A 19,809-nucleotide genomic window follows, 5' to 3' on the forward strand; every position below is an offset into this window, starting at 1 on the left:
CTGGCTAAGATCAAGTGGTTGGCTTATTTTCTTTGAATTAAATTGGATTATTTCTTATTTGGTTCAAAGAAATATAAGTTGCGGCGAATAAGAGATAAAAAAAGAGGCTATGTTAATTTTATATAAGCTTAGATGTGATGCTTGAAAAGAAAACAACTTACAAAAAACACACCTGTAAACTATATTGAAAATGTGAAAAGCTTTAAAATAAATGCAGTCATTCTAAAAACAATATGAGTTGATGTGCTATGCAAAGTAAAAATCCTATTTTAATGCGTGTGGAGACCTACGCAGATTTACAAAATCCAATGTCTGTTCAAGGAACAGTACAGAAGTCAGTTATGCTTACCGCAATTGCTGCTATTGTTGGCGTTGCAATTTTCTTTTATGCAGCCTTCACAGCCAATGTAACATTGGCTTATGCGGCGAGTATGGTTGGTATGTTTGGCGGCATTATTCTTGCCATCATTACCGTGTTTAAACCACAAACGGCACAAACCCTTGCTATTCCTTATGCTTTATTTGAAGGTGCATTTTTAGGTGGTATTTCATTTATTTTTCAATTGAAATATCCAGGTGCGCCGTTACAAGCACTACTAGCAACGTTTGTGACCACATTCGTTTTATTTGGTTTATACAAAGCCAAAATTATTCGTGCGACCGAAAAATTTAAAGCTGTGGTGATGTCTGCAACGATTGCAATTGCAATTGTATTTGTGGTGCAGTTGGTTATGCAATTGGCATTTTCATCTAGCATTCCTTATATTTTTGAAAGCAATTGGTTGGGTTTAGGTTTAGCCGCTTTTGTTGCCGTGATTGCATCACTCAACTTAATTTTAGATTTTGATTTAATTGAAAATGCAGCGATGCAAGGTGCGCCTAAAAGTTTTGAATGGACGTGTGCAATTTCTTTATTGGCTACGTTGGTGTGGATGTATATTTCATTTTTACGTTTAATCGGTTTGGTACGTGACTAATTGGGTACACGTTAATCAACTTAAAAATCGCGCTACTTTAAGCGCGATTTTTTATGCAAATTTATTTTAAAACAGCAAAGCTTAAAAAAAGATGCATTATGCAATTTCTAAATTTGCCAAGTATTGGCATTATAGCGCTATATTTTTGCTGAGAGACGATTCATGGCACAAGGATTATTAGCAGGTAAACGCTTTTTAGTTGCAGGTGTTGCAAGTAAATTATCAATTGCATTTGGTATTGCTCAAGCTTTACATCGTGAAGGTGCAGAACTTGCATTTACGTATCCAAATGAAAAATTAAAAAAACGTGTAGATGATTTTGCTGCACAATTCGACTCAACTTTAGTATTCCCTTGCGATGTTGCAGTTGATGCAGAAATTGACAGTGCTTTTGCAGAACTTGCAAAACATTGGGATGGTTTAGATGGTGTGATTCACTCTATTGGCTTTGCACCTGCACATACTTTAGATGGTGACTTTACCGACATCACCGACCGTGAAGGTTTCCGTGTGGCACATGACATTAGTGCATATAGCTTTATTGCTATGGCACGTGCTGCAAAACCGTTATTACAAGCACGCCAAGGGTGTTTATTAACGCTGAGCTACCAAGGTTCTGAACGCGTGATGCCAAATTACAATGTAATGGGCTTGGCTAAAGCATCTTTAGAAGCTGGCGTGCGTTACTTGGCATCAAGCTTGGGTACGGATGGTATTCGTGTCAATGCAATTTCGGCAGGTCCAATTCGTACTTTGGCTGCTTCAGGCATTAAATCTTTCCGTAAAATGTTAGATGCTAATGAAAAAGTTTCGCCACTTAAGCGTAATGTGACCATTGAAGAAGTGGGTAATGCCGCGTTGTTCTTGTGTTCACCGTGGGCATCTGGCATTACAGGTGAAATTATGTATGTCGATGCCGGCTTTAATACCGTTGGTATGAGCGACAGCATGATGGGCAATGATTAATCTTCGTTGAATCATTCTTAAAACGACCGCAAGCGGTCGTTTTTTTGTTTTGAGTCTTACTTGGGTAACTGTTGCAGAGGAGAACCACCCAAAGCTTGCAATAAGGTCACATAGGCATTGTATTGGCTTTGTTTGGTATTCACTAAAGCCAAACGCGCAGTACGAGTGGTTTGCTGTTGATCCAGTAACGTTTTTAATGGTACGGCACCATAACGATATTGAACTTGAATGAGCCGCTCAGCTTTTTGTGCCAAAGCCACATTTTGCTGCTGTAATGCTACTTGCTGATCGAGTGCGGTGCGGGCAGACAGAGCATTTTCGACATCGGCAAAAGCCTGATACAAGCTTTGACGATACTCAATAATAGCTTTTTCATAATCTAAGTTACTTATCGCAAGCTGTTTTTTCATATCGTTATATTGCAAAAACGGTAGATTGATACTTGTGCCCAAAGCCAAAACAGGGTTTTGGAGTAATTCCACTAATGAGGTACTACTTGCACCTAACTTACCTGTTAAGCTAATTGATGGATAATAACTTGCAGTGGTTGCATCTTTGGTGGCTAATGTTTTGCGAAGTCGTAGTTCTTTCGCTTTTAGGTCAGGGCGACGAGACAACAAATTGGCAGGTAGTCCAGCACCAATGTTGGGTAACGTGGCATTTGGTAGCTGCTGTGGTGCCTGTATTTGCAATTGCTGTACAGGAATGTGAAGCAATACTGCCAAAGCAGTGCGTGTTTCAAGCAAACTTTGTGTGGTTTGACTTAAGCTAGCTTTTTGGCTTTGTACTGCTTGTGCCGCTTGGGTTAGCTCGACGCCCGATACAGCGCCTGCACGATATTGGCTTTGTACCAATTGATACAATTTTTCAGAATTACTAAGACTCTGTTGTGCCGTGGTTAAGCTTTCCTGCAAATAAGCTAATTGCCAATATAGCTTTGCTGTTGTGCCAATTAAGGTTTGTGCGGTTGCTTGTAAATCTTGTTCAGAAGCCAACGCCTCCCATTTTGTTGCTTCAGTTTGACGTGCTAATTTGCCAAATAAGTCGAGGGTGTAGCTAACACCTACATTCGCCGATAAACCTTGGTCTGAGCCTTTTCCTGAGTTTAAGTCAAAATTATGACCAGCCGAAGCACTGGCATTTGTCCGCAAGCCTTGTTGGTCTGCGGCTAAGCCTGCTTGTAGGCGGGCTTGTTTTAAGGTCAGTCCTGCAACAGCTAAGTTACTATTTTGTTGTAGCACCTGTTGGATTAAGTGATTCAGGTTATCATCGCCAAATAATGTCCACCATTGATCGGTCGCGACCTCAGACAAAATTTGGGCAGAATTTTTATTGTATTGGAACTGTTGTGGTATTTGCACGATTGGTGCTTGATAGGGTGTTTTGACCAGTGCAGCACAGCCAACCAGTTGACTACTGATGATCAAGCCAAGCATTATTTTTGGGTATGAAAATTTATTGAACATTAACGTATCCTTATTCTCGTGCAAGGGCTGCAACAGGGTCAAGCTTGGCAGCATTTTGCGCAGGCAGGAAGCCAAAAATAACACCAATTAAGGTTGAACAAACAAAAGCTGCCACAATTGAGGTTGTGGAATAAGCAACGGCAAAATTGCCACCTGCAAAATGGCTAATGACTTGTCCAAGCCCAAGTGAGAGTAATACGCCAAGTATTCCACCAATTAAACAAACCAGTACAGCTTCAATTAGGAATTGCTGCAAAATATCACTTTGGCGTGCACCAACAGCCATGCGAACGCCAATTTCTTGAGTGCGTTCGGTCACTGAAACGAGCATAATATTCATCACACCAATGCCACCCACCACCAATGAAATGACCGCAATTGCAGAAACAAGCAGGGTCATGGTATTGGTGGTTTTTTGAATGGTTTGGCGAATACTGTCGCTGTTCATGGTAAAAATATCTTGTGCGCCGTGACGTAAGGTGAGTAAATTCACAATCGCATTTTCGGCTGCACTGGTCGAATAATTATCGTTAATCCGTACAATGATATTGCGTACATGGGCTTGGCCAAGCATACGGCTCATCACTGTGGTATAGGGCATATAGACGTTCAAGGTATCATCTGAACCCATTGCATTGGTTTGCGGCTCGACCACACCAATAATGCGTGCAGGCACGCTGCCAAGCAGCACAACTTGCCCAATCGGGTCTGTGCCATCGCTAAAAAATTGCTTTTGAGTGTTGGTATCAATTACGACATTCTGACTGCGATCATTCACACTTTGTTGGTCAAAACTTTGTCCTGACTTAAAGGTCAAACCTTTCACATCAAAATAATCATTGCTGACCCCATTAATGGTGGCACTGGCTTCATTTTGCTGATAACGAATGGTTTTTGAGGATGAGACCATTGGGCTCACTGCACTAACATAAGGCTGTGAGGCTAAAGCAGAAGCATCACTCGGAACAAGGGTTTTAAAGTTGGCGGTTTTAGAATTGTCGCCAAAACCCCGTCCTTGAAAAATAGTAATGGTATTGGTGCCTAAGCTGCTAATGTTACTCAAAATTTGTTTTTGAGAGCCATTGCCAAGTGCAACAACCGTCACCACCGAGGCAATCCCAATAATAATGCCAAGCATGGTTAAAAATGTACGCATCCGATGTGCGTTCATCGCCAATAATGCCATGCGGAAGGCTTCGGATAAACGGTCTAAAGTTGAGCGCCATGCAGATATGCTGTTTGAAGAAGTTTTGGTTTGCTGTAAAACAGGTGCAGCATCAATATCGGTATTTAATGGTGTTGCATGCTGTGGTGTATTGGCGCGGTCAGCAATAATGTTTCCATCACTGATTTCAATAATGCGAGTCGCATTTTGTGCAACTTGCATGTCATGTGTGACCAAAATAATGGTGTGTCCTGCTGCATTAAGCTCACGCAAAATACGCATGACTTCAATACCACTTTGTGAGTCGAGAGCACCTGTTGGTTCGTCGGCTAAAATGACATCGCCACCATTCATTAAGGCACGCGCAATTGAAACGCGCTGTTGTTGTCCACCCGAAAGTTGACTTGGGTGGTTTTTGGTTTTACTACCAAGACCAAGTTCAGTTAAAATGGCGTTTGCACGTTGCTCACGCTCACTTGCAGGAGTTCCTGCATATACCGCAGGCACTTCCACATTGCCTTCGGCTGTTAAGTCACCGAGTAAATGATAACGTTGAAAAATAAAACCAAAATATTCACGGCGTAAGTGTGCTAATTCATCGGGTTCAAGTTTTCCTGTTTCTTGGCCATTTACTTTATAACTGCCCTGAGTTGGGCGATCTAAGCAACCCAAAATGTTCATTAAAGTAGACTTACCTGAACCTGATTGCCCCACAATGGCGACCAACTCACCTGCATAAATGGTCAGATTGATATTTTTTAATACTTGAATGGTGCTTTCACCCGCAGGAAACTCTCGGATGAGATCATGGACTTCAAGCAGTGCTTGTCTGTTCATGTTTACATTCCCATAGGTGGGCCATTACGGCGATTCTTACTATTGGCCGAAGATGCTGAAGAGTCGGTACTGTCGGCAATAACAACTTGGTCACCTTCTTTTAAGCCGGCTAAAACTTGGGCATTAATTCGGTTGTTAATTCCAATTAAAATTTGTTTTGGTACCGCTATTCCATCTGCCTGTAGCACACGAACAATATTCAAATTTGCTTTCCCATCTTCAATTAATTGTTTTTGTTCAGTATTGAGTTCTAGGCGTTGCAAATGAGGGCCAGTCGAATTGGATTGCGGTTTGACGTTCGTATTTTTATTGCCATTTTTATTTTTTGCACTCATTTTGTTGCTGAGTGCAGAAGATGGTACAAGCAAGGCATTCTTGACGTCATTTAACACAATATAAACTTGTGCAGTCATATCAATCCGTAATTTTCTATCATCATTTGGCACATCAAATAAAGCATTATAATAAACGGCTGTATTGGTCGATGAATTTGATGAGCTACTGTTTGATTCACTGCTAATAGAGTCGGGTGCAGGTTCAATTTGACGTAAAGTTGCATAACGTTTGCGGTCTTCACCTAAAGTGGTGAAATAAACTTTTTGTCCTTTTTCAACTTTCATAATATCTGCTTCACTGACCTGTGCTTTGATGGTCATATTTTGCAGTTTGGCAATTTTTACAATTGTTGGTGCACTTTGGTTTGCATTTACAGTTTGACCTTGTTCGGTCACAATCGCCACAATTGTTCCATCTGTTGGTGCAACAATACGGGTATAACCAATGTTGGTTTGTGCGGTTGATCTCGTGATTTTAGCCGACTCTATTTGTGCATCTAGTGCTTTGACTTGTGCTTGAGCTGTTTTATAAGCGGCTTCGGCTGTTTCTAAATCGGCTTTTGATGTTGCATCTTGTGCGAACATTTGTTGTTGGCGACGATAGCGCAACTGTGCTTCATTTAAATTGGCGGCTTGTTGAAGACGCTGTGCTTCTAGGTTTTTAATATTCGCGGCAGTGGTTTTTAAGTTATTTTCTTGCGTGGTTGAATCAATTTGGGCAATGAGTTGTCCTTCTTTGACTTGGTCACCCAATTGTACGTACATTTTTTGAACTTGACCCGACACTTGTGCACCGACACTGACCAATTTAGTTGCATCGAGTGTTCCTGTAGCAAGTACTGTATTTTCTAAATCACCACGGCTTACATTTTCAGTAATATACTGAGGTAAGTCTTGTTTTGGCTTAAGATAAAACCAAGCCAATGTGGCAAGAATAAGCAGTAATAGAACACCCAAAACCAATTTTAAAGGTTTAATTTTCTGGAACATAGTTGTCGTCAGGATAAAAAAAGTACGAACTTAGTATAAAATTGAATTAAGAATAAAACATGAATATCTTTCACAAATAGTAATTATTTTTAAATGATTTTGATTCTTAATTATAAAATAAGGGCTCACGACAGATTTCAACAATTGCTTGCAGCACTAACTGTTCGGCATTTTCTTTCGATACGCCTTTAATTGCAGCATCAATTCTAAGCAGTAAATTTGGCCAAGCCAATAGTTGTTGCGGTGCAATACGGCGTAGTGCTTGCTGATAATGCTGTATTCTGGTTTTCCATATCCCAAGTTGTAAAGCATTGTGTGGTTGCTCATACAGTTGCATGAGTAGACGCATTTCTTTGCTTAATGTCCATAGAATGAGACTCATGGCTTCGCCAGTTGCGAGCAGATATTGATAAATTTTAATTGCCGCAGCAAGGTTGCCTTTTAAAAGTTCATCGCTTAAGTCATAGGTACTATAGCGCGATTGATCTTGTAAGCAGCTTTGTAGTTCCGGTACTCCAATTTGGTTCGTTTCAGAGAAAGTATCACTGACGCGAATCAAGCTGTTTTTAGCGGCAAGTAAGTTATGTTCGTGATGTTCGAGTAACCATGACCATGCTGTTTGATTGAGCTGAATGCCCAATTTTTCTGCTTCAACTGCTAAAATTCTTTGACGGTCTTGCGGGTAGGGTGCATTTAATGACACTAAAACGGCATTGGCCTCAATAGTTTGGAAAAATGCAGATTTTAAACTTTGTGTGTCTTGCTTTGGCATCACCACCACAAGCAAGTTTTGTTCATTATGTTGTAAATAATGTTTTAATAGCTTGAGTGAGGCAGCATCGGGTTTAATGTTACCGTGTGCTTCAATAGCCAGTTTATCGGAAAATAAAGACAAGCTATTGAGTGCATTAAAGACGGTTTTCCAATCAGAAACACTTTGAATTTCATGGCGCTGCCGTTCAATACCTTGATTTTGCCAATGCGCGCGCAATTGGTCGAGTAAGTTTTGTTCAAGCAGTGGTTCTTGACCTTGCAGCACCCATGCACCTTGGGCGGTATCAATTCTTTTAAGTGCTTGCAAATAGTCAATTTTCATAGCGTAATTAAGGTGTTGTGGTACTTAGTGCAGTTGGAGGTGCCATTTGAATTAAGGGTAAACGATTCGTTGAAATTTGTCGTGCCATTTGCTGTGCAACATCATCAATCAACATACTAATTAAATAATCTTGTTCATTATCATCAACGTTGACAGTTGCAACATTATATTGATAAGTTTTTGTACTACGGATCATGCGCGGTTGAGTGACAGGACGTCCATTTTTATCTTCCATTTGGAAGGTAACTTCTAAGATTAATAATACTTCAGCAACACGACCACTGAGTTTTTGACGACGATAATTATAGTCAATTACATGTAAGGTATAAGCATCTGCAGTGTTGTCAAATTTAACTCCATCACCGGTTAAATAGAGTTTTAACTTGTCACCTAAAACACTAGAGCTTGATGGCAAATTTAATTTCATGTGTTGATATGCCAATGGTGTAGTGTTGGTACCACGATCGACCAAATGAAAACCACAACCAGTTAAGCCTGCACCTAAGCCGAATGTGAGTACAATTGCAGCAAAACGAGGGGCGAAGCGCATAGAACATCCTCTACAAGAAATGAATCCTCCTCGCAATCGAGGAGGATGGATTATGCTTGGCGTTAGAAAATTAAACCACCAAATTTACAAGTTTATTTGGAACAACAATTTCTTTCTTGCTTGGACCTGTTAAGAACTGCTGAACTTCAGGTAAAGCTTTGGCTTGAGCTAATAAATCTTCTTTAGAAATATCAACACTAACCTCTAATTTACCACGAAGTTTACCATTGACTTGTACCACAATTGTTTGCGTGTTACGGGTTAGCGCAGCAGGATCAACTTGTGGGAACGCAGTTGCTGTCATATCAATGTCAAATTTAGCCAGTAATGCTTGGCTTAAATGTGGCGCAAATGGTGCAAGTAACGTCAGCAATGTAATGACTGCTTCACGAGCAACTGCTTGGTCATTGTCAGATTTTGCATCAAATTTAGTAATGCTATTTAACAATTCCATTTGTGCTGCAATCGCGGTATTAAAAGCATGACGACGTTCAATATCATCACCAACTTTGGCAATCGTTTCATGCACTTTACGGCGTAAGTCTTGTGCTTCTTTTGAAAGATTAGCCGTATCAATTGCGGTGTTGCTGTCGCCTTGTTCAAGCAAGTTGCTGCTTAAACGCCAAACACGTTTTAAGAAACGGTTTGAACCTTCAACCCCTGCATCAGACCATTCTAAAGACTGATCGGGTGGCGCTGCAAACATCATAAATACACGTGCAGTGTCTGCACCGTATTGGTCAATAATGGCTTGCGGGTCTACGCCGTTGTTTTTAGACTTCGACATTTTTTCTTGTCCGCCTACTACAACTGCTTGCCCATCTGCTTTATATGTTGCAGATAAAACACGGCCTTTTTCGTCACGTTCAAGTTCTACATCGGCAGGGTTAAACCATGTTTTCTTGCCTGCTTCATCTTCACGGTAGAAGGTGTCTGCAAGTACCATACCTTGAGTAAGCAAATTGGCAAATGGTTCGTTACCTTGAACGACGCCTTCATCACGCATGAGTTTGTGGAAGAAACGTGCATAAAGTAAGTGCAAAATGGCATGTTCTACGCCACCAATATATTGGTTGACTGGCAACCACGTTTGCGCAGCTTCTGGCTTAATCATGCCTTGTTGATAATCAGGCGATGCATAACGTGCATAATACCAAGATGATTCAACAAAAGTATCAAGTGTATCTGTTTCACGTTTTGCCGCTTTACCACAACATGGGCAAGTGGTTTCATAAAACTCTGGCATTTTTGCCAAAGGGTTACCTGAACCGTCTGGTACTACATCGGTTGGTAATACTACTGGCAATTGTTCTTCAGGAACAGTGACTTGACCACAGTCGTCACAGTTAATCATTGGAATTGGGCAGCCCCAGTAACGCTGACGAGATACGCCCCAATCGCGCAGACGGAATTGAACTTTTTTGCTTGCAAGTTCTTGAGGCGCTAATTTTTCAATAAAGGCATCGAAAGCAGCTTTGAAAGCCAAGCCATCAAACTCACCTGAATTGACTAAAGTGCCTTCTTTGCTGCCATACCATTCTTGCCAAGTGGTTGCATCAAAGTCGGCATCATCTGCTTTTCTCGCATCAATCACTTGTTTAATTGGCAAGTTGAATTTATTGGCAAATTCAAAGTCACGCTCGTCATGTGCAGGAACTGCCATCACTGCACCCGAACCGTAGGTCATCAGAACGTAGTTGGCAATCCAAACTTCAACATGTTCGCCTGTAACAGGGTGTTGCACGAATAGCCCTGTAGCACGGCCTTTTTTCTCGGCAGTTGCTAAGTCGGCTTCGGCAACTGAACCATGACGGCATTCTTCAATAAAGTCAGTTAATTCAGGTCGTAGTTCGGCAGCTTTTTTCGCTAAAGGATGATCTGCGGCAACCGCCACATAAGTTACGCCCATTAATGTGTCTGGACGGGTGGTATAAACCACCAACGGGTCGGCATAAATGCTAGTGTCTGCTGAAGGGAAGGTAATTTCCATGCCTTCAGAGCGGCCAATCCAGTTACGCTGCATGGTTAATACTTGCTGTGGCCAACCGTCTTTGAGTTGTTCTAAATCGTCTAATAATTCTTGCGCATAATCGGTAATGCGGAAGTAATACATTGGAATATCACGTTTTTCAACCAATGCACCTGAACGCCAACCACGACCATCCACCACTTGTTCATTGGCTAACACGGTTTGATCGACAGGGTCCCAGTTTACCGTTGAAAGCTTGCGGTAAATTAAGCCTTTTTTATACAGCTGAACAAAAAGCCATTGTTCCCAGCGATAATATTCTGGGGTGCAGGTGGCAATTTCACGATCCCAATCAATCGCTAAACCTAAACTTTTAAGCTGATTACGCATGTAATCAATATTTTCAAAAGTCCATTTTGCTGGTGCAACTTTATGGGCAATCGCTGCATTTTCAGCAGGTAAACCAAAAGCATCCCAACCCATTGGTTGTAAAACGGTTTCGCCTTTTAAGCGATGAAAGCGGCTGATCACGTCACCAATGGTATAGTTACGTACATGCCCCATGTGCAGTTTTCCACTTGGATAAGGGAACATCGAAAGGATATAACGATGCTTACCTTCTACGGTGTCTGCAACTTTAAAAACCTTGCGATCTGTCCAATCTTGTTGGACATGAGGTTCAATCGCACCGGCTTGATATTCAGGGTCAATGTGAGATGTAGTCATAAAGGTAACGTGAAAACAGAAAAAATTAAAATAGGTGAAGAGAATAGCGCAAAACACAGCGAAATGTGAGTCTTACGCAAAAAAATCTCGATTTGATGTGTTGCTTATTTTGCCTGAGCCTCTTGAGCAATATGAGCACCTTGAGGTGTATTCATGTTGTCTTTAGCGTCAGGTGTATCACCTGTTGGGCTGTGATTGGGTGTCACTACCTGTGTGGTTGCAGGCTTGTCTTGAGTGCCACCCGAACCGTAAGTTTTAATTTTACCACTGTTTTTAATGCCTTTTTCTTTAGGTGGTGGCGTTGCAGAATAATGAGTTGAACCATGTGCATCAGTCCACTTGTAATAGTCTTTTGCGATACAAACTGAGCTAAGTGTCAGTAAGCCCATCCCCATAGATAACAGTACGATTGCTTTCATTTTGATTTTGGCCCCATGTTTAAAATCATTGTTCTGATCATGGACATATTTTAGCGCGATTAAACCTGAAAGCCTATGAAATCGTATTAAAAATGCTCAAAATGTGGCGTGGGGTATACAAATCAGATAAAAATGTAATCGTTTAAGAAAAAATATAGACAACACTTGACAAGGCATAACGAAACAATAAGAATGCTAGGCTCATTATCTGATCACCCTTTAGATAAATGATGCTACTGCAATAAGCATAACGTTCTAGCCGAAAGTTATGTGTTTTGTAAATATGTTTATCCCAGCATATTTCGCTTTAAATACACCACCTTAAATAGCCTCACTGCTATGGTGATATTTTTTCTTATTGCAGATATGAATGCGTTAAATTTGTGCTATAACAGCATAGTTGTATGAAATTAAAAGCTTATGGATGTCTCCCATCACATAGCAAAAAAGATTAGGGTGAATCACGTTGGAACTTTTATCAGGTGGTGAAATGCTCGTTCGCGCCCTTGCGGACGAGGGGGTTGAACATGTTTTTGGTTATCCAGGTGGTGCGGTACTGCACATCTACGATGCGTTGTTTCAACAAGATAAAATTCAGCATTATTTAGTCCGTCACGAACAAGCAGCAGGGCACATGGCCGATGCTTATTCTCGTGTTACGGGTAAAACAGGTGTTGTTTTAGTCACATCAGGCCCAGGCGCAACCAATACAGTCACAGCCATCGCTACGGCGTATATGGATTCAATTCCAATGGTGGTCTTGTCGGGTCAAGTGGCTTCGCACTTAATTGGTGAAGATGCATTTCAGGAAACCGACATGGTTGGGGTATCTCGCCCAATTGTGAAACACAGTTTCCAAGTTCGTCATGCCAGTGAAATTCCTGCCATGATTAAAAAAGCATTTTATATCGCAGCAAGTGGCCGTCCTGGACCAGTTGTGATTGATATTCCTAAAGATGCGACCAATCCAGTCGATAAATTTGCCTACGAATATCCAGATAAAGTGAAGATGCGTTCGTATCAGCCGCCATATCGTGGTCATTCGGGACAAATTCGTAAAGCGGTAGATGAGCTCATTAGCGCCAAACGCCCCGTTATTTATACTGGTGGCGGTGTGGTACAAGGCAATGCATCTGTATTATTGACTGAGCTTGCACATTTACTCAATTATCCTGTGACCAATACTTTAATGGGCTTAGGTGGATTTCCTGGTACAGACCCACAATTTGTTGGCATGCTAGGGATGCACGGTTGTTATGAAGCCAATATGGCCATGCATAATGCCGATGTGATTTTTGCTGTAGGTGCGCGTTTTGATGACCGCGTCACCAATAATCCGGCAAAATTCTGTCCAAATGCCAAAGTTATTCATATTGATATTGATCCAGCAACCATTTCTAAAACGATTTCGGCGCATATTCCAATTGTGGGTGCGGTTGAACCTGTTTTACAAGAAATGTTGGCGCAGTTAAAACAGCTTGATGTGTCGAAGCCAAATCCTGAAGCGTTGGCGAGTTGGTGGGATCAAATTAACGAATGGCGTAAAGTCCATGGATTACGCTATGAAGCTGCCAACAATGGCGGTATGAAACCACAGCAAGTGGTTGAAGCGATGTATAAAATTACCAATGGCGAAGCGATTATTACGTCTGACGTTGGGCAGCACCAAATGTTTGCTGCATTGTATTATAAATACGATGAGCCACGTCAATGGATTAATTCGGGTGGCTTAGGCACCATGGGCGTGGGCTTACCTTATGCCATGGCTGCGAAGCTTGCCAAACCTGAAAAAGAAGTGGTATGTATTACTGGTGAAGCTTCTATTCAGATGTGTATTCAAGAGCTTTCAACTTGTAAGCAATATGGTTTGAATTTCAAGATTTTGTGTTTGAATAACCGTGCCTTAGGGATGGTTAAACAATGGCAAGATATGAATTACGAAGGTCGTCATTCTAGCTCTTATGTTGAATCATTGCCTGATTTTGCCAAGTTGATGGAAGCTTATGGGCATGTAGGTATTCAAATTGATCATGCTGATGAGCTTGAATCTAAACTTGCTGAGGCAATGGCGATTAAAGACAAATGTGTGTTTATTAATGTGATGACTGACCGCTCAGAGCATGTTTATCCAATGCTGATTGCAGGACAATCGATGCAAGACATGTGGTTAAGCAAAGGAGAGCATACCTAATGCGTCATATTATTTCGGTATTAATTGAAAATGAATCAGGTGCGCTTTCTCGTTTAGTGGGTTTATTTAGCCAGCGTGGTTATAACATTGAGTCACTTAATGTTGCACCAACAGAAGATGAAACATTATCGCGTTTAACCTTAAGTACCTATGGTGATGACCATAAAATTGAACAAATTACCAAACAACTGAATAAATTAGTTGAAGTGGTCAAAGTGGTTGATTTAACCGAAGGTGCGCATATTGAACGTGAATTGATGTTGATTAAAGTCAAAGCATCAGGTTCGGCACGTGATGAAATTAAACGTACTGCGGATATTTTCCGTGCCCAAGTAGTGGATGTAACACCCACTACCTATACCATTCAAATTGCAGGCACGACTGAAAAATTAGATGGCTTTATTGATGCGCTAGCAGAAAATACCATTTTAGAAGTTGTGCGTTCAGGTGTATCTGGTATTGCACGTGGCGAAAAAGTATTGTCGATTTAATCGAATACGTATTTTAAACAAGGAATATTAAGCTTAAATGTGCTTTAACACAAAACACCTTTGAGCTTAAACTGAAAAGATCAAATAGCATTTTAGCGGAGACAGCAATGCAAATTTTTTACGATAAAGACTGTGACTTATCTATCATCCAAGGCAAAAAAGTAGCAATTATTGGTTACGGTTCACAAGGTCATGCACACGCACTTAACTTGAAAGATTCAGGTGTAGATGTGACTGTTGGCTTGCGTGCTAACTCAACTTCTTGGAAAAAAGCTGAAAATTCAGGTCTTAAAGTTGCTGAAGTTCCTGCTGCTGTTGCACAAGCTGATTTAGTCATGATTTTGACACCAGATGAATTCCAATCACAACTTTACCGTGACGTGATTGAACCAAACATCAAACAAGGTGCTACTTTAGCATTTGCACACGGTTTCTCGGTTCTTTATAACCAAGTGGTTCCACGTGCTGACCTTGACGTGATTATGGTTGCACCAAAAGCACCGGGTCATACTGTACGTTCAGAATTCCAACGTGGTTCAGGCGTACCTGACTTAATCGCGATTCATCAAGATGCGTCTGGTAATGCACGTAATGTGGCGATGTCTTATGCGTCTGGCGTAGGTGGTGGTCGTACAGGTATTATCGAAACTTCATTCCGTGAAGAAACTGAAACTGATTTGTTCGGTGAGCAAGCAGTATTATGTGGTGGTGCGGTTGAATTGGTGAAAATGGGCTTCGAAACTTTGGTTGAAGCGGGTTATGCACCAGAAATGGCATACTTCGAATGCTTACACGAACTTAAGTTAATTGTTGACTTGATGTTTGAAGGTGGTATTGCCGACATGAACTATTCAGTATCTAACAATGCTGAATATGGCGAATACGTAACAGGCGTTGAAGTAATCAACGAACAATCTCGTGAAGCAATGCGTAATGCACTTAAACGTATCCAATCTGGTGAATATGCAAAAATGTTCATTCAAGAGGGTGCATTAAACTACCCATCAATGACAGCGCGTCGTCGTCAAAACGCAGCGCATGGTATTGAAGTAACAGGTGGTAAGTTACGTGCGATGATGCCTTGGATTCAAGCGAACAAAATCGTAGACAAAGAAAAGAACTAATTTCTTGATACGTGCGAAAGTGAAGCAAAGCTTCACTCTTGCGCTTGGGTAGAGCGTTGCTCTACAACTCCAAGCTCATACCTTGGATTCAAGCGAACAAAATCGTTGATAAAGAGAAAAACTAATTTCTTGAATCAATTGATTTGAATGTTAAGACCCACTCTATTTGAGTGGGTTTTTTATATTTAGGATTACGTGCCTCAAAAAGATGAAAGCAGTGCTTTCATCTTTTTTCGTGCCTTGGATTCAAGCGAACAAAATCGTAGACAAAGAAAAGAACTAAGTTTTAGTTGTTTGAAAAAACCCTTGTTTTGACAAGGGTTTTTTTATATCTTTAAATTTTAGATGATACGATCTGTTTTAGTGTGAGCATCATCAACAAATAATTAAAAAGTAAAATTAATGACATATTCTTGATAAAAATAGCAAATTTTGTTGTAAAAATAATGCTTTATCAACTTAATGCTTTCACGTCATAATATTTAGAATACATGTAATAAATAAAATGCCAGTGCGCTTTTAAATAAGTAACCGGTGAAAAAAGCTGAAATGAATCCTTAAAATAAATTTGCGCAAACTCGGAAGCTAAAAATGATGCACATTCACTATGAGGGTGTTTATGTTGTAGGATCCATAGTGGCTGCGATTGGTGTTTGTTATGCCATGATCTCGCTCGAACAAAAGCTATATGCTAACCAACCTCAGATTAAGCAAAATTTGCTCATCATCTGTTGTGGAATGTTATTGGGTTTTGCGATTTGGAGTTTGCACTTTATTGGCATGTTTGCGTGTAGTTTACCGAAGGGCTTCTATTTTGATGTTGGTTTAACGACAGTTTCGTATTTTATTGCCTGTGTTGCCTCAAGTTTTGCAGTATGGCTGACCACGCGTCCAACCTTACCACCTTCACGTTTAATGATTGGTGCTGTGTTAATGGGTTTAGGCATTTCTGGTATGCACTATACGGGGATGCTTGGTTTAATTGTGCCGAATCATCATATTTATTATGATCCGACCATTGTGATTTGCTCGATTTTAATCGCAATTGCTAGTTTTGCGATTACATTCAATCTTATTTTTAAATCTCGTGAAAAATTACAACATCAAAGCTATAAGCGATTGCTGATCGCTTTTTCAATGGCACTTGGAATTGGCGGGATGCATTATACTGGCATGCTGGCCACCTCGTTTGTGCCAGATAATCAGTTATTGCTGAGTGAACACTATCGTGCTGGCGATAAAGTTTTTTTGATGATGGTGGTCTTCATTTCTGGACTTGTTTTGTTAGCAGGCTATTTTATTGCATCACTTGAAATTCGTTTAGAACAACGAAATCGCGATTTAATGTTAGCCAATCAAGAGCTAGAAAATTTAGCCATCCAAGACCATCTAACTAAATTGCCTAATCGCTTGTTTTTAGAAAAATATGCCAAGCAAATTATTGAGCAGCATCAGCATAATCATCAAAAATTTGCCTTGCTTTATATTGATATTGATCGTTTTAAGTATGTGAATGATGTTTATGGACATCGGGTCGGTGATCAGCTACTGATTGCGATTGTTGAGCGTATTAAAGCCCTATTACAGTATGAACAACAGTTGATTCGTATTGGTGGTGATGAGTTCTTACTGGTTTTACCACAGTGTGATTTGACGCAAGCCTCGATACTTGCTGATGCTTTGATTGCAGATGTAAAAAAAACGTATTGTATTCAAGCATATGAGTTGGAAATTTCTGCGAGTGTCGGTATCGCTTTATATCCACAGCATGCTTTGAGTTTTCAAGAATTGATGATGGATGCCGACAGTGCGATGTTTGAAGCAAAAGCGGGTGGACGTAATCGCTATCGAATTTTTGATGCGGATATTGCGGCTAAAAAGAATAAATTAACTTTAACTTTGGAAAGTGATTTGACCAAAGCAATTATACAAAAACAATTTTTTTTGGTTTATCAGCCTAAATATACAGTTGATTTGCAGTTGTGTGGCGTCGAGGCATTATTGCGTTGGCAGCATCCGACAATGGGATTGTTATACCCACAAGCATTTATTACTTTGGCAGAGCAAAAGGGCGAAATAATTGCACTAGGTTATTTTGTATTAGAGCATGTATGTCAACAATTGCAACGTTGGCAGCAGCAAGGGCAAACGCTTTATCCAATTGCAGTTAATCTTTCTGCGGAACAATTTGAAGATAAATCGCTGATTGCTTATTTAAAAAAATTGATAGATCAATACCAGATTTCGACCGAATTTCTAGTTTTGGAGATCACTGAATCAACCGTTATTCGTCATATCAAAATGAGTATTGATGCATTTAATCAGTTACGTGATTTAGGGATTAAAATGGCGATTGATGATTTTGGTACGGGCTATTCAAGTTTTGCCTATTTAAAGGATTTACCCTTAGATGAACTCAAGATTGATCGAGGATTTGTAAAGAGCTTAATTGCTGATTCAAAAGAAGAAATTATTTTATCTAGTATTATTGATTTAGCAAAAAAATTAGGTTTATCAACAACTGCTGAAGGTGTAGAAACCATTGAACAAGTCAATATTCTACGGCGTTTGGGCTGCCATAGTTTACAAGGCTTTTTACTGGCTAAGCCGATGAAGGCGGATGAAGTGCAACACCATCGGCTTAAATTAGTGTTTTAGTATTACAGTTAAAGTGTTGGAATACCTAAATAATATGCTGTAGGTTGTTGTTTAAAGTATGCCCATAACTGATTGCCATAATCGAAATGCCACCATTCGGATGGCAAGTTAGTGAATCCTGCATGGTGCATTGCCCAATATAATACGCGACGCAGCCGTTGTGCTGAATGTTCAGGATATTTCTCGAGAGCAGCGGTCCAGCTTTCTTCGATAGGTTCATCAAAAGCAGTGCCTAAATTCAATGCCTGACCATTTTCATCACATAATGTCACATCTACAGATCCACCTGTCATATGTGGGCTAGGTTGGCGAGGATCGAGGCTTGGTGCGGAAACAAAGAGTGAGAGAATTTTTTGTTTTTCATCTTCAGAATGTGTTGGATAGCGTGCACTAATTTCTGCATTAAAACTTTCGACTAAGGCTGCTTGTAATGGATAAGGTCGCCATGCATCTAATAACATTAAATGCAGTCCTTGTGGAAGTTGTTGTGATGCCAAGTGAAGCTTTTCGAGTACTTGTTTGCGAATATAGAAATCAGCTACTGCTCCCGCAATTTTTTGTTGATAGTAATATGGTTCTAAGATCAAATTCCGCTGATTGTTTATATCAATTTTGATTAATGGGTCTTGGTTGGCATGAATGGGAATCTGCTGAATTTGTTCCCAATCTATTACATTGTTTTGTGGAATTTTTTGGTCTAAATTGGGCTGAAGGTGCACAGCGTTATTCCTAATAATAGTGCATATATTTGATTAAAATACTGTAGTTTTAGATTGATGATCAGTTTTTTACATAAAATAATGGTTGTGGTTGATGTGCTTTTGGCTTTTCAATTTTAAAGCCCTAAGACTCGCTTAGGGCTTTCATGCTTTAAACGCCTGCATCGGTCGGACGGCGTTGTAGGTTCAGGTAAGAACGATTGGGTGGCATGTTTAAGTTAATGTTTTTAGGTGGAATTGGAGCTTGAAACCATTTGTGGTAAAGCTTCATCATCTCACCAGACTTCCATAATCCAATGACTGTTGTATCGGCTAATGTTTTGAGTTTTTCATCATTCTTTGGCAGCATAACCGCATAAGGTTCTGAAGATAACACAGGTCCGACAATTTCATAATTGTCTGGGTTCTGACTTTTTGCAATTAAGCCTGCCAAAATATTATCATCCATGACAAATGCTTCGGCCTTACCAATTGCGAGCAGATTAAAGGAGTCATCCATATCATGCCCATAAATAGTGCGAACAGTGACATCTTTGCCACGTGCATCACGTTTAATGTATTGGGTTGATGTTGTGCCAGCAGAAGTAGAAACAACTTTATTGTCTAAATCAGATAAATCTTGGAAATGTGTACTTTTCTTGACCGCCATACGAACTTCGGTGTAGTAGTAATTGGTTGAAAAAGCCACTTGTTGTTGGCGTTTATAGGAATTGGTTGTCGAACCACACTCCATATCAATTCGCCCTGAATTGATCGCATCAATACGTTGATTTGGTGTTAATGGAACAAATTCAATTTTTAAATTTGGCGCATTAAGTTCTTTTCTAATATTGTTTGCAATATTTCTGCAAATATCAATGGCATAGCCCGCAGCATTACCATTAACAACATAGGAAATTGGCATTGATGCATCATTAAAACCAATGTTAATTTTACCTGCCGCCTTAATTTTTGCCAAGGTGTCTACGGCATAAACGTGGCTTGCCCCAAGTGAACAGCAGGTGAATATTGCTGTTGTGAATGTTAATTTTACAATGTTGCGCATATTTGACCTTTTTGTTTTTGTACAAGTGAAAGCAGCCAAATAATAAGCAAAAGCAATGCCATTTTTCATGCCTGTTTGTGCTTTT

At 40.2% G+C, this 19,809-nt stretch carries 15 protein-coding genes; 6 read left to right on the forward strand and 9 right to left on the reverse strand.

The window, feature by feature from the left end:
- The first annotated feature begins 248 nt into the window (after positions 1 to 248).
- Positions 249 to 977 carry a Bax inhibitor-1/YccA family protein gene (locus tag FXN70_RS04690; RefSeq protein ID WP_324646319.1) on the forward strand — a complete coding sequence of 243 codons (729 nt, stop codon included), beginning with the start codon at positions 249 to 251 and terminating at the stop codon, positions 975 to 977.
- A 162-nt stretch (positions 978 to 1,139) separates the two neighbouring features.
- On the forward strand, positions 1,140 to 1,943 hold the full coding sequence (locus FXN70_RS04695; RefSeq protein WP_324646320.1) for an enoyl-ACP reductase: 804 nt from the start codon (positions 1,140 to 1,142) through the stop codon (positions 1,941 to 1,943).
- Between the two features lie 56 nt (positions 1,944 to 1,999).
- Here FXN70_RS04695 and FXN70_RS04700 read toward each other — a convergent pair whose 3' ends face one another.
- From FXN70_RS04700 to FXN70_RS04730, 7 genes are all read right to left on the reverse strand, one after another.
- Positions 2,000 to 3,379 (reverse strand): efflux transporter outer membrane subunit, encoded by a 1,380-nt coding sequence (locus tag FXN70_RS04700; protein ID WP_420714372.1) that lies wholly within the window; start codon positions 3,377 to 3,379, stop codon positions 2,000 to 2,002.
- Between the two features lie 40 nt (positions 3,380 to 3,419).
- Positions 3,420 to 5,411 (reverse strand): MacB family efflux pump subunit, encoded by a 1,992-nt coding sequence (locus tag FXN70_RS04705; RefSeq protein ID WP_324646322.1) that lies wholly within the window; start codon positions 5,409 to 5,411, stop codon positions 3,420 to 3,422.
- Between the two features lie 2 nt (positions 5,412 to 5,413).
- Positions 5,414 to 6,736, reverse strand: coding sequence for a MacA family efflux pump subunit (locus tag FXN70_RS04710; RefSeq protein WP_324646323.1), 1,323 nt, complete (start codon positions 6,734 to 6,736; stop codon positions 5,414 to 5,416).
- A 106-nt stretch (positions 6,737 to 6,842) separates the two neighbouring features.
- Positions 6,843 to 7,832: a DNA polymerase III subunit delta gene (gene holA, locus FXN70_RS04715; protein ID WP_324646324.1), complete on the reverse strand. Its 990-nt coding sequence runs from the start codon at positions 7,830 to 7,832 to the stop codon at positions 6,843 to 6,845.
- A gap of 7 nt (positions 7,833 to 7,839) precedes the next feature.
- Entirely contained in the window at positions 7,840 to 8,382 is a 543-nt protein-coding gene (gene lptE, locus FXN70_RS04720) for an LPS assembly lipoprotein LptE (RefSeq protein ID WP_324646325.1), read from the reverse strand.
- A gap of 70 nt (positions 8,383 to 8,452) precedes the next feature.
- Positions 8,453 to 11,077, reverse strand: coding sequence for a leucine--tRNA ligase (gene leuS / locus FXN70_RS04725; RefSeq protein WP_324646326.1), 2,625 nt, complete (start codon positions 11,075 to 11,077; stop codon positions 8,453 to 8,455).
- Positions 11,078 to 11,181: 104 nt separating this feature from the next.
- Entirely contained in the window at positions 11,182 to 11,496 is a 315-nt protein-coding gene (locus FXN70_RS04730; RefSeq protein WP_420714364.1) for a DUF4124 domain-containing protein, read from the reverse strand.
- 466 nt (positions 11,497 to 11,962) lie between these two features.
- On the opposite strand from FXN70_RS04730, the gene FXN70_RS04735 reads away from it, so the two are divergent.
- The 4 genes from FXN70_RS04735 to FXN70_RS04750 all read left to right on the forward strand — a co-directional run bounded on the left by FXN70_RS04735 (position 11,963) and on the right by FXN70_RS04750 (position 17,960).
- Positions 11,963 to 13,687, forward strand: a complete 1,725-nt coding sequence (locus tag FXN70_RS04735) for an acetolactate synthase 3 large subunit (RefSeq protein WP_324646327.1) — start codon at positions 11,963 to 11,965, stop codon at positions 13,685 to 13,687.
- Complete coding sequence (ilvN, locus tag FXN70_RS04740) at positions 13,687 to 14,178, forward strand: acetolactate synthase small subunit (protein ID WP_324646328.1); 492 nt, start codon at positions 13,687 to 13,689, stop codon at positions 14,176 to 14,178. Before FXN70_RS04735 ends, ilvN begins: the two co-directional genes overlap by 1 nt.
- A gap of 107 nt (positions 14,179 to 14,285) precedes the next feature.
- The gene (gene ilvC, locus FXN70_RS04745) at positions 14,286 to 15,302 is read left to right on the forward strand and encodes a ketol-acid reductoisomerase (RefSeq protein WP_324646329.1); all 1,017 of its coding nucleotides are present in this window, start codon (positions 14,286 to 14,288) and stop codon (positions 15,300 to 15,302) included.
- 591 nt (positions 15,303 to 15,893) lie between these two features.
- A complete protein-coding gene (locus FXN70_RS04750) occupies positions 15,894 to 17,960 on the forward strand; it encodes an EAL domain-containing protein (protein WP_324646330.1) in 2,067 nt (688 codons plus the stop codon).
- Positions 17,961 to 17,968: 8 nt separating this feature from the next.
- Here the strand turns inward: FXN70_RS04750 and FXN70_RS04755 are convergent, their stop codons facing one another.
- Together FXN70_RS04755 and FXN70_RS04760 are read right to left on the reverse strand one after the other, a co-directional pair.
- The gene (locus tag FXN70_RS04755; protein WP_324646331.1) at positions 17,969 to 18,679 is read right to left on the reverse strand and encodes a M15 family metallopeptidase; all 711 of its coding nucleotides are present in this window, start codon (positions 18,677 to 18,679) and stop codon (positions 17,969 to 17,971) included.
- Positions 18,680 to 18,830: 151 nt separating this feature from the next.
- The gene (locus FXN70_RS04760; RefSeq protein WP_324646332.1) at positions 18,831 to 19,724 is read right to left on the reverse strand and encodes an amino acid ABC transporter substrate-binding protein; all 894 of its coding nucleotides are present in this window, start codon (positions 19,722 to 19,724) and stop codon (positions 18,831 to 18,833) included.
- Between the last annotated feature and the right edge of the window lie 85 nt (positions 19,725 to 19,809).

The organism is Acinetobacter sp. MD2, assembly GCF_035615575.1.
Lineage (GTDB): Bacteria > Pseudomonadota > Gammaproteobacteria > Pseudomonadales > Moraxellaceae > Acinetobacter.